The organism is Candidatus Odyssella thessalonicensis L13 (genome assembly GCF_000190415.1).
Lineage (GTDB): Bacteria > Pseudomonadota > Alphaproteobacteria > Paracaedibacterales > Paracaedibacteraceae > Paracaedibacter > Paracaedibacter thessalonicensis.
Map to the genome: position 1 here is coordinate 49440 of NZ_AEWF01000002.1, position 14548 is coordinate 63987.

The 14548-nt window shown below is 46.8% G+C and carries 9 protein-coding genes and 2 tRNA genes; 8 read left to right on the forward strand and 3 right to left on the reverse strand.

Features of this window, described 5'->3' with window-relative positions:
- The first annotated feature begins 56 nt into the window (after positions 1–56).
- Together HMO_RS0103675 and HMO_RS0103680 are read left to right on the forward strand one after the other, a co-directional pair.
- The gene (locus tag HMO_RS0103675; RefSeq protein WP_010298826.1) at positions 57–950 is read left to right on the forward strand and encodes a glycosyltransferase family 32 protein; all 894 of its coding nucleotides are present in this window, start codon (positions 57–59) and stop codon (positions 948–950) included.
- Between the two features lie 57 nt (positions 951–1007).
- Positions 1008–2453 carry a LicD family protein gene (locus tag HMO_RS0103680; RefSeq protein WP_010298827.1) on the forward strand — a complete coding sequence of 482 codons (1446 nt, stop codon included), beginning with the start codon at positions 1008–1010 and terminating at the stop codon, positions 2451–2453.
- 53 nt (positions 2454–2506) lie between these two features.
- On the opposite strand, the gene HMO_RS0103685 is transcribed toward HMO_RS0103680, so the two are convergent.
- A tRNA-Met gene (locus HMO_RS0103685) sits at positions 2507–2583 on the reverse strand.
- Between the two features lie 142 nt (positions 2584–2725).
- Here HMO_RS0103685 and HMO_RS0103690 point away from each other — a divergent pair.
- From HMO_RS0103690 to HMO_RS17295, 3 genes are all read left to right on the forward strand, one after another.
- The gene (locus HMO_RS0103690) at positions 2726–3052 is read left to right on the forward strand and encodes a hypothetical protein (protein WP_010298828.1); all 327 of its coding nucleotides are present in this window, start codon (positions 2726–2728) and stop codon (positions 3050–3052) included.
- Between the two features lie 186 nt (positions 3053–3238).
- A tRNA-Ser gene (locus HMO_RS0103695) sits at positions 3239–3330 on the forward strand.
- 329 nt (positions 3331–3659) lie between these two features.
- Positions 3660–4724, forward strand: coding sequence for a hypothetical protein (locus HMO_RS17295; RefSeq protein ID WP_010298829.1), 1065 nt, complete (start codon positions 3660–3662; stop codon positions 4722–4724).
- A gap of 152 nt (positions 4725–4876) precedes the next feature.
- Here the strand turns inward: HMO_RS17295 and HMO_RS16745 are convergent, their stop codons facing one another.
- The gene (locus tag HMO_RS16745; protein ID WP_175282082.1) at positions 4877–5140 is read right to left on the reverse strand and encodes a hypothetical protein; all 264 of its coding nucleotides are present in this window, start codon (positions 5138–5140) and stop codon (positions 4877–4879) included.
- Between HMO_RS16745 and HMO_RS15435 the strand changes: the two genes are divergently transcribed.
- The 3 genes from HMO_RS15435 to HMO_RS0103710 all read left to right on the forward strand — a co-directional run bounded on the left by HMO_RS15435 (position 5126) and on the right by HMO_RS0103710 (position 12833).
- Positions 5126–8377 carry a beta strand repeat-containing protein gene (locus HMO_RS15435; protein ID WP_010298831.1) on the forward strand — a complete coding sequence of 1084 codons (3252 nt, stop codon included), beginning with the start codon at positions 5126–5128 and terminating at the stop codon, positions 8375–8377. The genes HMO_RS16745 and HMO_RS15435 overlap by 15 nt on opposite strands.
- A 113-nt stretch (positions 8378–8490) precedes the next feature.
- Positions 8491–9795 carry a beta strand repeat-containing protein gene (locus HMO_RS0103705; protein WP_010298833.1) on the forward strand — a complete coding sequence of 435 codons (1305 nt, stop codon included), beginning with the start codon at positions 8491–8493 and terminating at the stop codon, positions 9793–9795.
- Positions 9792–12833, forward strand: a complete 3042-nt coding sequence (locus HMO_RS0103710) for an autotransporter outer membrane beta-barrel domain-containing protein (protein ID WP_010298835.1) — start codon at positions 9792–9794, stop codon at positions 12831–12833. The genes HMO_RS0103705 and HMO_RS0103710 overlap by 4 nt, the downstream gene beginning before the upstream one ends.
- Before the next feature lie 169 nt (positions 12834–13002).
- Here the strand turns inward: HMO_RS0103710 and HMO_RS0103715 are convergent, their stop codons facing one another.
- Positions 13003–14523 carry a hypothetical protein gene (locus HMO_RS0103715; RefSeq protein WP_010298836.1) on the reverse strand — a complete coding sequence of 507 codons (1521 nt, stop codon included), beginning with the start codon at positions 14521–14523 and terminating at the stop codon, positions 13003–13005.
- Between the last annotated feature and the right edge of the window lie 25 nt (positions 14524–14548).

The following is a 14548-nucleotide window of genomic DNA, read 5'->3' on the forward strand; positions in this document are numbered from 1 at the left end:
ATGGCAATCTGAGCTATTTCTTAGATTGCATTTGCCGCAACGAAGGCATAGATAGCGTGGAATATCATAAACGCTTAAATAAACTTTATCAGAATAATTATCTCCCTTATCTTTTTAATCGGTTGGTAGCTGAGGGTAAGCAGATAACCTTAAAGAAATCACTGATTCCTCCTGTTATTCACTCAATTTGGTTTACGCATGACGATAAGCCAATAGAATTGCCCGAAAAGTATATCCGTTATGCCACCGGGTCCGCTAAGGCCTGCTCTCCCAAAGAAGGGTATCAGCATATTCTATGGGTGAAGAGTAAGAAAAGATTGCCGCAAACTGTGCTCCGTCTTTTAGATAGTGCCATTGAAATTAAGAAAATTGGTGAGCTAAAGTCTTCCCCTTTATACAGCCTTATTAAAAAGGAGATCAAACATAAGAGATTTGGGCGCGCCAGCGACATTGCTCGGGTAGCAATTATTGAAAAATATGGTGGCATTTATCGGGATACTGATTATCGTATTTATCAGTCTCTGACTCCCTTATTGTTATCATACTCGTTCTTTGCGGCCCGGGAGCCGATGTCCTCGTTTATTTGTAATGCCTTCTTTGCAGCAGCACCGCATCATCCTCTTATTCAAGACTTTGTTCGTCTCATTCAACGAAATTATGATCCGGCGACGGTGCCAACCTATATAAAAAATATCCCTAACGAGGACGGCTTTGCGACTATTTTGATTACCGGGCCCGGCGCCTTTACCACCGTTGTCGCCCAAAGTATCGGTTATCATTCAGGGCGGGACGTAATTCTACCCTCCGGCTATATTTTCCCTACTTTACTTGATGCTTATCCCCAAAAAGAGGTTGTACGAGAGCAAGACCCCGTGCCGCCTTTTTCCTTTGGCGTTCATTTCTGGGATTCGTCTTGGACAACCCTTAGTAATTTTGGCAGCAAGGGGTAAGCAGCTCTCGCTCGTCTCGCAGGTATTCCTAATCTAACATCCATCTATGAGGAAAAAATGTATTGGTTTTCTAAAACATTACCGGCTCTGCTTTTCAATATCTTCTCGCTGCAAGCGCAAGACACGTGCATTAACTTAGATCAGGCCCCAGAAGCTCAGCGTCAGGAAGTGCGGCAGATGCTGAAAACTGATCCCAATTTAGTCTTAGCCTTGTATCAAGTAACTTATGATGTCTCGCAATTGCTTGATCACCATAATATCCCTTATTCAGCGGCCTTTGGCACCTTACTTGGAATGCAGCCACAGCGGTCACAAGGGATTCTGCCCCATGATGATGATGTCGATTTAATGTTTGATAACGTTCATGCTGAGAAATTGCTCTCATTGAAAAAAGTGTTTTGGGAGCTAGGATATAATTTGTTTAAGGATCCTGAAAACATCGTTGGCTTTAAAGTATATTCGCGCACCAAAATTCGTCTTACAAACGGTAAAGAAGTTCTCCCCTTTATTGACCTATTTGAATTTTATCTAGATTCAGAGTCTAGCGAGTACCGAGTACAGCCGGAACAAGGTCGTAAGATTTTTCATAAAGCTAGAATTGCTCAAGAAGATTTTAACTCAGTCAAGCTATGGAAATTTGGGGCGTTCGAGCTTAAAGGGTTAACCAACGCTGCTCCCTTTCTTAACAGTTTTTACGGTCCTGCCTGGAAAGATATCGTTTATATCTCCCATAAACATAATCTAAAGCTTGAGAATAATTATCTTTGGCGTATTAAAGAGGAAGATCGCCACCCAGCTGAGCCCACTGGTCCCTTAAAAGAACGCGTGCGAGATTTCTTAGAAACAGGCGTCATGCCCGCGCCATTGGCTGCAAATAATTACAGATTTTGGAATAGCTTTTATAGCAATCAAAGTCTAGAGTTATCGCCGTCAACTTTTGCTAAATTCCTTGTAAAAAATAACATCGTCAAGCCTGGTGCTAAGATAGTCGATATTGCCTGTGGCAATGGGCGAGATACATTTTATTTCATGAAAAACAATCTGTTATCAGTTGGAATAGACGCCTCCGACTCTGCAATTGAGACCAATCGTGGGCAAACTGACAATAAAGACGCCTTTCAAGTGGTGGATATTAATGATCATGAAAAGCTAAAGCAATTCGTAGACTGCGACTATTTCTATGCCCGTTTTTTTATCCATTCCATCAGTGAAGCGGAACAAAGAAAGTTTATGTCTTATCTACGCACCATCAAAGCGGGCGCAAAGCTATTGCTAGAATTTAGAACTCAAAGTGATCCCATGTTTAAACGGTCAATGCAGCTCAGTAAGACGGAAGGAGTAACTGATCACTATCGCCGCTATATAAACTTTACAGAGTTTTGTGCAGAGTTAGAAGCAATGGGATTCCGTATTGAGTACCGCTTAGAGTCAGATGGCCTATCGGTGCGTGGTGATGATAACCCTGCTCTTGGTCGCATTGTTGCCTCAAAGCAAGACTTGTAGAAAAAGCTCTGGCCTTTATCAGGATAAAAGGTTGGGAGATAAAGTTTAAAGGGTGGTAGCGAAGGAGGGACTTGAACCCCCGACACGCGGATTATGATTCCGCTGCTCTAACCAACTGAGCTACTTCGCCATCTATAAGATACCTCCAATATAACGAGATATTGGGGGTTTGTCAAAAAAAAGTACAAGGGCTGATCTAAAAACTTGACTTAACAACCATCAGTTGTTATTTTCCGTCTGTAAACCATAGATTGTTTTTTGTGAGGGGGTTCATGATTCTGTATAGTCTAAGAGGGCTAAAAGTGGCCATTTATTGCCAGAGACAGGGGGAAGTCAAGAAATTGTTGTTGAGTATTGGTATACCCAGCCAGACCTATGATCCTTCATCTCCTCAGGATTGGCAAGTTATAATTGCTGACTATGAATCTTATGTGCGCGTTCCCTCGAGCTACTTACGCATCATTTTGGCTGATTGCCAACTCGAGCAGGTAGAGGGACACATAATATGCATACCTGCTTCTCCTGACTTAAAAGCTATTCATTGGGCGCTCGTTGAGGCTGCGCGATTAGTGGGATTACAGGACCCCGCTTATTATTAGTCATGAGACAGATAAAGCAATGAGTCCAATGCTTTAAGTAGCTGGGGCCTTGGATGGTACGGAGGTGAGCAAAAATTTAAACATTCAAGAAAAGACTAACTTGCCTATTTTTTTAGACGTCATGGGTCTGAGAATAGATTTTTAGTTTGACAAGCAGCAATAGCAGCTTTACATTATTTATTAGCTGGAGAGGTGGCCGAGCGGCTTAAGGCAACGGTTTGCTAAACCGTCATACGCTGTAAAGTGTATCGAGGGTTCGAATCCCTCTCTCTCCGCCAAAGAGATAGACCTGTGATCCCCTAAGCAGTCTAAATTTATTAGTGATTTCGTCACATTCAAGGAACGCTCAGGTTCAATTCCTTTTGCAAAATAGCTACTCACACTTTCACCGTAAGATGAGTGAGCTCCTAAAATGTCATCCTTAAGCTTCCTTAGAATAAAATTCCATCTCCATGAACCTGGTTGCAAGTTATTATTCTCTTTTAGCTGCTATCTTCATCCGTCTTTTATAAAACCTAGTTATTTCAAGCAGTAGAGAGGGTTATAAAGGTTAATTTTTAGTAAAATTTATTTTAAATACCATATCTCTCTTGTACCATAAAGGGTGATGGTTAAGTGTTTGTTAAAGAATATTTTTATTGGGCTGATTGCTTGCTTTCTTAGGGGGGAAGATGCTTTATGCTCTCAAACTTATAACGTAACCCTCGCGACTGATAACCCTAGCTCCCCTCAATTTGGTACGCCCGGGGCGGGAGGCAGCGGCTATAATTTACGCGGCGCAATCCTCACGGCGAACGCGTCAGCAGTAAACAATATTACCATTAATTTAGTGTTCGGCTCAGCTCAGACAATTACGCTAGGCAATCATTTGCCTATGATTTCAAATTATAATGGAGCGAGTACAACTGCTGCTCCTATTAATAAGACTTGGAATTTTAATGGAAATAATAATGTTACCCTTGATGGAGCAAATACTTATCGCGGATTGTTTTTAAGCCAAGTCCCTACTTCCTCAACTGCTACTGATTTAGGCTCGAGCAATGCAGGTTTGTTTACAGTAAAAGTCAGCAACATGGCGTTTCAGAATATGCGAGCATTAGGAGGGCAGGGTATTAACGGGGGCGGTGGCGGCATGGGCGCTGGAGGTGCTGGGTTTATCAATTCTTATTCAGCTGTTACTTATAGCAATGTTATCTTTAATAATTGCAAGGCTGTAGGGGGGGCAGGGGCTACTAGTACCCTTACTACTATAGGAGGCGGTGGTGGTGGATTAGGTGGAAATGGGGCAACTGGTGGCAATTCTCCAAATACGGGCTTTAGTGGCGGCGGTGGCGGTGGCGGTGGTGGGATAGGAGGCAATGGCGGAAGCGGAGATACCACTGCCGGTGCGGGCTCGGGCGGTGGCGGTGGCGGTGGTGGGATAGGAGGCAGCGGTGGTAATGGTTCCTCCTCAAATGGCGGTGGTGGCGGTGGCGGCTTTGGTGGCACAGGAATTGGCCAGATTTTGAGTACTTCGTTTGGTTCAGCAGGAAATGGATATAGTGGAGGTGCAGGAGGAAGTGGCGGCGGTGGTGGTGGGGGGGTAGTGGTGCGGCTGGCATCACTAGCACCAGTACAGGTTACGGTGGGGGTGGCGGCTCTGGCACCTCAGGTGGTGGCGGCGGTGGTGTAGGTGGCATAAGCGGATCCTCAGGAGTAGGCGCTGCAGGGGGCATTGGTGGTGGCGCGGGTGGTGGCGGTGCGTCTACTCGCGTAGGAGCTGCCGGTGGATTTGGGGGCGGTGGTAGTGGCGCAGGTGGCGGTTCAGGCTATAACCCAGCAGGCTCAGGCGGATTTGGGGGCGGTGGGGGTGGTAGCTACAACCGTAGTGGTAGCGGTGGTTTTGGAGGCGGCGGCGGGAGTGGTAATACAGCGGGTGCTCCCGGTGGATTTGGCGGTGGTGGAGGAGCTATTAATAATAGCGGTGGTTTTGGGGGCGGCAACAGTGATGGTAATGGTAATGGTGGAGGTGGAGCAGGATTTGGAGGAGGGATCTTTGTTAGGAATAATGCCGTACTGACATTGCAAGGGCCTATGAGTTTTGGGCAAACGGTTCTCAATAGCGTAACATTAGGTGCTGCTGGAGGGGGAAGTGCTACTGCTGGCCAAGCAGCTGGATCGGACTTATTTATGATGGGTGGTTCTACAGTTACTTTGGACTCCACCAACGGCAATATCATCAGCAATGGTACGATTGCTGATGATTATGGCAATACAGGCTCTACCGGGGGGCAACTGACTATTCAAGGAACAAATACTGTTACGCTGAATGGATCTAATACTTATACTGGTGGCACCTCAGTCAATAGCGGTACCGTAGGCGTCGGCAACAACAGTGGTTTGGGAACAGGAACAGTTACTTTAAATGGTGGTATTCTACAGGCGGCCGCTGCAGGCTTAAGCCTCAGCAATAATATCTCTATGGCTACTCCTTCTATCATCGACCCCCAAAGCTATAGCTTGACGCTAACAGGGACTTTAAGCGGGACGGGTGCGCTTACTAAAAACAGTAGTGGAACATTAACTCTCATGAGCTCTAATACGGGGTTTTCCGGCAATACCACCGTTAACCTTGGTACCTTAGGAGTGGGGAACAATAATGCCTTGGGTAGTGGCTCATTAAGCCTTAATGGAACCTTACAGGCGGCAGCGGCTCTCTCTAACCTTGCTACGGCTATTATTCTCACTGGAAATGCTGCCGTCAATACCAATAGTTTTAATGCTACACTTTCAGGAGTGATTTCAGGAGCAGCAGGACTTACTAAAACAGGGACAGGAATTCTAACAGTTACTGCCGCTAATACTTATAGCGGTGGGACCACTATCCAAAACGGAACACTTGCTTTAAGTAGCGCGGGCTCTCTTCTTAGTTCAGGCGACGTAACGATCACGGGGGGAACATTTAATATTTCTGCAGCTGCAAGCAACCAGACAATTGGTAACTTATCAGCCAGCAGTGGGACCACTATTGCCTTAGGAGCGCTCAGTCTTACTTTTGGAGGAGCAAACAATACAACAGTTGCAGGTACCATAACGGGTACGGGAAATATTATCAAACAGGGTAGTGGCATAATTACCATGTCCGGAACACCCAGTTACTCTGGAACGACAACTATCAATGCTGGCACCTTAAGTATAAGCGCCGCCAATAACATTAGTCCTAATACGCTGATCTTTAATGGTGGCACTTTGTTGACCACGGCCAATTTGACTGCTGCCAATGCTATTACCATGACGGGTGCTGGCACTATTGATAATAATGGCAACACCGTTACTGTGTCTGGAGTTATTAGTGGCAGTGGCAACTTGAGCTTCACAGGCGCGGGGAACACGACCTTAACGGCCAACAATGCTGCTGGTCATACCGGCACGACGACCATTGGCGGCGGGACGGTGAGCATTGGTGCGGCCAATAATATTAGTGCCAGTACCTTGATTTTCAATGGTGGCACCTTACAAACCACAGCAGCCTTAACAGTTGCCAATGCCATCACCTCTGGAGTGATCAGCGGCAGCGGTAATTTAAGCTTCACAGGCGGCGGCACCACCATCTTGTCAGCCAACAATGCTGCAGGTCATACCGGCACCACGACCATTAGTGGCGGCACGCTTAGTATCGGCGCCGCCAATAATATGAGTGCCAGTACTCTGATCTTTAATGGTGGCACCTTACAGACTACGGCAGCTCTAACAGCAGCCAATGCGATTACCATGACTGGGGCCGGAATCATCAATAATAATGGCAATAATATTACCGTTTCGGGGGTCATCAGCGGCAGTGGCAACTTGAGCTTCACGGGCGGAGCGACGACCACGTTAACAGCCAACAATGCGGCGGGTCATACCGGCACCACGACCATCAGTGGCGGCACCCTCAGCATTGGCGCCGCCAACAACATCAGTGCCAGTACCTTGATCTTTAATGGCGGCACTTTACAGCCTAGCGCGGCAATGACTCTAGCTAACACGACTAACCTGACCGGCGCTGGCACCATTAATACCAATGGCTTTAATGTGACGGTCTCTGGCGTGGTGTCGGGCAGTGGTACCTTCACCAAGTCGGGCACCGGTACCTTAACCTTCAGTGGCAATAATACTAATACCGGGGCCACCACCATTAGTGCCGGCACTTTAACCTTTACCGGTGATACCACCGCTATGACCGCCAATATTGCCAATGCCGCGGCCTTGATCTTCAACCAGAGCAGTAATAGTGCTTATAGTGGCGTCTTAAGTGGCGCCGGCACGACCACCAAGCAAGGCATCGGCACCTTAACCCTCAGTGGGGCGAGTGGCGGCTATACTGGCGCCTGGGCCATTAATGGTGGCACCGTGCAAATTAGTTCCGCCAGCAATCTGGGTGACACTACCGGGGCGTTAAGCTTGAATGCCGGCACCTTAGCTGTAAGTGCTACTACTACCTTAGCTCGGCCCACCACCATTAATGCCGGCGGCGGTACCTTTGATAATGGCGGCAACACATTAACTGTTAACAGTGTTTTGTCAGGAACCGGGAATCTAACTCTGACGGGCGCCGGGACGATCATCTTAACGGCTAACAATGCTGCCGGTCATACCGGCACGACCACCATCAGTGGGGGCACGGTGAGCATAGGGGCGGCCAATAATATTAGTGCCAGTACCTTGATCTTTAATGGTGGCACTTTACAAACCACCGCGGCTCTGACCGCCGCCAATGCCATCAGCCTGACCGGCGCGGGCACGATCAACACCAATGGCTTTAATGTGACGGCCTCTGGCGTGGCATCCGGCAGTGGTACCTTCACCAAGTCGGGCACCGGCACCTTAACCTTCAGTGGCAATAACACTAATACGGGGGCCACCACCATTAGTGCCGGCACCTTAACCTTTACCGGTGATACCACCGCTATGACCGCCAATATTGCCAATACGGCGGCCTTAATCTTTAACCAGAGCAGTAACAGTGCCTACAGTGGGGTTTTAAGCGGCGCCGGCACCACCACCAAACAAGGTACGGGCAACTTAACTTTATCGGGAACTAATACTTTTACCGGCCCTCTTAATATCGATCAAGGCAAACTGATTGTCGGCAGTGCCGATGCTTTAGGGAATAGCAGTGCAATTGTTACCCTGGGCACAGCCAGTAGTGCTGCGACATTAAGCCTTGGCGGGGGGTATAGTCTTGCTAACCCAGTTGCGTTATCGACAGCACAGACCAGTACCCTTGATCTGAGCGGCTACGATGGAACTTTGAGTGGAATTCTCTCTGCCGGGGTGGCACCACTATTAGTGCTGGAACCTTAGCCATAAGTCATTATCAAGCATTAGGCACGGGTAATGTTTCCTTAGCGTCAGGAAGTACGCTGGCACTGGGAAACACTATTACGGCGGCTAATCCGGTCGCAAATAATGTCATCTTGACCGGCAATGCTACCCTCGATAATGGCGGCTATACCGGCTATTTTAGTAATCCGATTACGAGCGCCTATACAGTAACTTTCCAAGGCACTGGGACCACTGTTATTGGCGGGGCAAATACGCCGTCCTCAACGACAATTGCGGCGGGCACTTTGGCTCTGAATACCGGAGCGAGTCTTGCCAACAGCATCAGTATTGCTAATGGCGCGACCTATGATATTAGTAATGGAGCGGCTAATCCTTCCTTGAGCAGCATTAACGCTGTTGCAGGCAGTAGCATTGAATTAGGCAACCAGAACTTGAGCCTGGGGTCTGGAACTGTTGCCGGTAATCTCTTAGATGGCGGCTTGAGCACTTTAACGGGGGCGAGTGTCACCAAGACCGGGCCGGGGACCCTCACTCTTTCTGGGGTCAATGATTATAGTGGAGGTACTAGCCTGAATGCGGGCATAATCGCTATTGGCAATCCTAGCGCTTTAGGAACAAGTAGCGTTACTTTTGGCGGCGGGGGGCTGCAACTCGCAGGTGCTTATACTGTGGCGAATCCTCTCGTTCTTGCGGCGGCGCAACCAAGCGGGCTTGATCTCAATAATTATGATGGAACCTTTACCGGAGTTATTAGTGCCGGCGGTAATACCTTCTCTGTCACCAATAGTGGGGGTGTGGCCAAGACCTTAACCTTAACGGGGGTCAACACTTATAGTGGGACGACATCGATTGGCTCTAAAGTGGTCCTAGCTTTAAATAATAATGGCACGATAGGAACCTCTGCTTTAAGCTTTGCCGATAATACCGCAATCTTTGATATCAGTGGCATCAGTGCCTCTTCCTTAACCATGGGTAGTCTCAACAGTGCTCAAGGGCAGATCAGTTTAGGGGCCAAGACCCTTAGCCTTGGTAGCAACTCAGCTACCGCCTTCGGTGGCACCATCCAAGATGGGGGAGTTGCCGGAGGAACGGGGGGCAGCCTTAGCAAGACAGGCTCAGGCATACTTACTCTTTCTGGGAACAATAATTATAGCGGCGGCACCAGCGTGAATGCCGGGACAATTGCGATTGGCCATGCTAACGCTTTAGGAACAAGTAGCGTTACCTTGGGGGGCGGAGGGCTTCAACTCGCAGGTGCTTATACTGTGGCGAATCCTCTCGTTCTTGCGGCGGCGCAACCAAGCGGGCTTGATCTCAATAACTACGATGGAACTTTCACCGGAATTATTAGTGGCGGCGGCGATACCTTGCGGGTGGTACCACCATTACCGCTGGAACTCTGCAAATCGGTAACAATGGCACGACGGGAAATGTGACTGGAGATATTCTTAACAATGCAGCGTTAATCTTTAGCCGTTCAGATGTGGTAACTTACGGGGGTGCCATTACAGGAACGGGGTCCCTAGAGAAGCAAGGCGCCGGCACGCTGACGCTTACCGGCGCCAACACTCATAGCGGCGGCACCACCCTTACCACCGGCACGTTGCAAATTGGCAATGGTGGTACGATGGGAAGTGTGGCTGGCAATATTACCAACAATGCTGCCTTAAGGTTTAATCGCTCTGATGATCTTGTTTACAGCAATGTGATCTCAGGTAGCGGCACGGTAGAAAAGCAAGGCGCCGGAAAAATCACGATTGATGCGGCTCAAACCTATACCGGGGCGACGACAATTACGGCTGGCACGTTACAAGTAGGTAATGGCGGCACGACAGGAAGTTTGGCCGGTGATATTATTAACAATGCTGCTGTGATCTTTGACCGCTCCAATGCCTTAACCTATGGTGGCAATATGTCGGGAACTGGGTCGCTGGAAAAGCAAGGGGCGGGGACGTTGACCCTGACTGGAGCCAGTACCCATAGCGGCGGCACCACTATTAGTGCCGGAACTCTAGAAATCGGTAATGGCGGCACCACGGGCAGTGTTGCCGGAAACATGGTCAACGCGGCTACTGTGATCTTTAATCGCGCTGATGATCTCTCGTATAGCAATGTGATTTCCGGGACTGGCTCCTTAGAAAAGCAAGGGTCCGGAAAGCTGACCATTAATGGTGCGCAAACTTATAGCGGTGGTACGACGCTTACCAATGGGACAGTCCGCATTACGCATCAGCAAGGAGTAGGGACGGGGACCATTATCTTTGCTGGGGTAGGGACAACACTCGAAATTGGTTCAGCTTTAACAGATCCTATTGCCAATGCTATTACTGTTAATGCCAACAGTAACTTGGATACTCAAGGATATGATGTAACTTTAAGCGGTACGATCACTGGAACGTCGACCTTAAGAAAGCTTGGCAGTGGTGTCTTAACTCTGGCCAGTGCTAACGCTTTTAATGGCATTATTCTTGACGGTGATACGGTGGCATTAGCAAATGATCAGGGTTTAGGATCAGGGGCGCTTTCTTTTAATAATGCTGGCACCAAATTGGTCATTGCCGCCAACTTAACTAATGTTGCCAATCCCATCGCTGTGACGGCTAATGGAATTATTGACACCAATGGTAATATGGCGAACTTGACAGGTGCTCTTAGCGGCAACGCCACCTTAGAAAAGCAAGGGGTTGGACTGCTGCAAATTTCGAGTGTGAGCCCAGGGTATTCAGGAACCTTGATCGCTAACGCAGACGAATTGAAAATTAATGGGTCTTTGCCGAATGCCACTGTTACTGTGGCCAATGTCGCACGCTTTACCGGTAATGCGACGGTTAATAATCTGACAAATTCAGGAATTGTCAAACCGGGTAATTCTATTGGTATCATTCAGGTGCTATCCAACTTTGATAATAGTAATGGAACTTATGCTTGTGAGATTAATGATGCCAGCCAATCAGATCTCATCCAAGTGACGGGGACAGCAACTTTAGGGGGGACACTCAACATTCTGCCTCAGGCTGGCAACTACATAACACCTAAGACTTATACCATCTTGACGGCTGGCAACCCTATCGCCACCCAGTTTAATGCGGTTACGACCTCGTCAGCTATGCTTAAATACACGCTTAATTATCTAGCTAATAGTGTTCAGCTAACGGCTGTCCAGGCCTTTACACTCAACGAGGTGGCAACCGACGGTAATCCTGGAATAGTGGCTGATTATATTTTCCGTCAAAAGCCACCAGCAAGCTCCCAGCTTGGTGAATTGATACGTATCTTTCCTACCTTATCTTTAAGTGAGTTATACGAAGCCTTAAATCAGCTGCAGCCATCTGCCAATGTCTTACTTGGTGCGACGATTGGAAAGTCTGAACTAGGCCAAGTTGATGAGCTCTTCTCTTCATTTGCGACTGAAGACACTTTAAAGCGTCTGCGCAACACTAAGAAGAAAAGCACTGCCTCTAAGCAGATTGCCCAGATGATCTCCCGGCTAGCAATGCCGATGACTCAAAGCCTGAACAGTTTATATGCCAGTAAAAGTGCTGACAGTTATGCAAGTCAGCATACGCTGTTATCACAAGGTCAAGAGGCGCCCCAACATATGAAGGTTGCTTATGGCAATACGACAGTATGGTTAAAACAAACAGCCGTGGAGAGTAAGCGCCATGCTGTCCCAGATGGCAGTCCAACCATAGGAACGCCAGGAGTGAAGAGTAAGCTGTCAACAACGACAATCGGAAGCACGATTAAAGTTCTAGAGAATTTATTGTTGGGTGGTTCCCTGGGCTATACTAAACGGTGGTATCATTTGCAAAGAAATTATGGTCATGGCCAGATCAATAGCTATAGCTTGGGCCTTCATGGCCAGTGGCGGCCCCAGGCCAGTTGGTACATAAAGGCGGCAGGATTTTACGGCCATCACGCTTTTGAAGGAGTCCGTCATCTTCAATTAAGCTCAGCCATTTATGCGAACAACCAGCACCATAAAGGAGAGCATGTAAGCGGAGCGGTCGAAGGAGGGCATGATATCGAATTAACACCCGCTATGACGGTAACTGGTTATGGCGGCCTAAGTGGACTGTTTCTGAAAGAGAACAATTATCGCGAAATCAGCCAAGGTCTTAACCCTGCTTTGAAGGTAGCGGGCCGTACCAGCCGTGTTGTTCAGAGCAAGATTGGAGCTCAAGTTTCGTATGCTATGCTGTGGCGTAATCTACCAATTTATCTGCAGGGCACGTTAGCCTATATTTATCGACGTCATCTGGGTAATCCTCAGCAGGTAAGAGCGTCCATGAGCGATTATGAAGATACCTTTACCGTCAAAGTCAACGACAAGCAGCAGCGAATTTTAAAGACGGGTATCGGCATTGCTGCCGCCTTAACCGAAGACTTGTCTTTAAGCCTCAACTATAATAATGAGTGGTCCTCTTCTGAGCGCTTAAATCGATTGCTTCTCGAGTTCAATTATCGGTTCTAGTTATCTTCGAGGATCCTACTCTCTCTTAGGACAGAAAGATACAAGGGGAGATCACTTGCTCTTGCCGCTCAAGTTATAAGTATCCTTTACAAGGAAGACAGGTAATACTGAGAAAGCAGGGCTTTTGCGCATTTATTACATACTTTTCTGGTGTGGATATTGCTATGCTCTACCAATAACCAGAGAGAACCTTCTTAAAGGGCTCGACAGTAGATTGGTCCGTTTCTAGCATTTGTTTTTCAAGACGTTCAAAGCTATCCACTAAGCAAAGATTAGGGGATACACTCGGGGCCGCAAGAAAAAGAAATCTTTCTTCACAGATTTGTTTAAGTTTTTTAAAAAATTCTTGGGTCTGTGAGGTGCGCCCACCTAAAGATGTAAGGGCTTTAGTAAAAAGGCTTCGCTGTTGATAATGCTGTTCTAGAAAATTCAGAGTTGTTGTAAAGAGATTATGGATACTTGTTTTATAAAGGTTGCTCATTTCCTTATGAGTGGTCGCTTTAACGTTATTGGTCACTAAATTTCCTACGTGACGAATAAGTTGATTATGGATTTTTTCTGCAAAAAATAGACTCTGCTCAGCTATGGCTTGGGCCTCCTTAATTTCGTTAACGCGTGTCACAGTATTAAGATAAAGATGAATAAGGTTCTCAAAGAAGGTCTGATGTAGAGTAATTAAGTGAGGGGCAAGAGAAGCTTGCACATCAATTTTAATTTTATCTTGAACCATCAGGTTGGGAAATAGTTCCTGATAATGTCGGTATAAATCTAATTCTGCTCCTAATATTTTTTCGCTCAAACAAAGGAAGTCATTAACATTTTCAAGATTTTGCTTTTCAAGCAGAAATGTCTCGCCTAGGAAAGTGCAGCTATTATCAAAATAACGGATTAGTTGCCGATCATCTAAAGTGCAATTGAGACTAATATTAGTCTTCTCTTTTATTTGTTGTAAATCGAATTCAGTAAACGACGCTGTCGAAATACGCACGACTTGATTTAATAGATAAAAGTGATCTCTCTTTGATTGCCATAATGCTAGAGAATCGCCCGTAAGAGGCGGTATAAGTAAATCATAGGCGACCAGGCGCTTAATTTGGGGACTCTTATGATGGCTATCAGTTTTACTAGGGGGCACAGGCTGAAGTAAATGGTAAGCAATCCATAATAGTTGATCCTTAAAATATGTATCAAAGATCATAATTAACAGAGCATATTGATGGTGATATTCTTGCTCATTAATAGTTTTGTCCGCCGAGGTAATTATTAAAGGGGCAATTTTATCAAAACCTTTGATGACATTGCTTGATGCTTTCTTAATCTGTTCTTGAAGCTCGTCCGGAAGAGTAAGATCTTGCAAATCTCGCCTCATTCCTAGTCCTCGTTTCAACCAGATAAGGGTTTTATGGATCTCATTTGAGATGAGACTTTCAATAAAGTCACAATATTCATAAGGAATATCAAGGCTCCCTTGCCAGAGAAGTTTGCGCCTAAGATATTTATTTAGATCAGTTTTAACAAGTCGCAATTCAGCTTGGCTCTCAAGCGAAGGAAGTGAGGGGCTGTAAGGATACAGATCCTGATCCTGATAAATATCTTTATCCGGCTCCGGTATGTCGGCCGCATGTGCAGTGTTAAGAAGTCCTAATAAAGCTGCAGCTATGAATGTTCTAAGGCGTGACGGTAATATCATTTAATTTCCTGTACTGCTTGGTCCA

Bases quoted from the DNA above. Each gene is read 5' to 3' on its own strand.
- HMO_RS0103680 (WP_010298827.1), top strand. From the start codon at position 1,008: ATGTATTGGTTTTCTAAAACATTACCGGCTCTGCTTTTCAATATCTTC.
- HMO_RS0103690 (WP_010298828.1), top strand. From the start codon at position 2,726: ATGATTCTGTATAGTCTAAGAGGGCTAAAAGTGGCCATTTATTGCCAG.
- HMO_RS17295 (WP_010298829.1), top strand. From the start codon at position 3,660: ATGGTTAAGTGTTTGTTAAAGAATATTTTTATTGGGCTGATTGCTTGC.
- HMO_RS15435 (WP_010298831.1), top strand. From the start codon at position 5,126: ATGAGTTTTGGGCAAACGGTTCTCAATAGCGTAACATTAGGTGCTGCT.
- HMO_RS0103715 (WP_010298836.1), bottom strand. From the start codon at position 14,523: ATGATATTACCGTCACGCCTTAGAACATTCATAGCTGCAGCTTTATTA.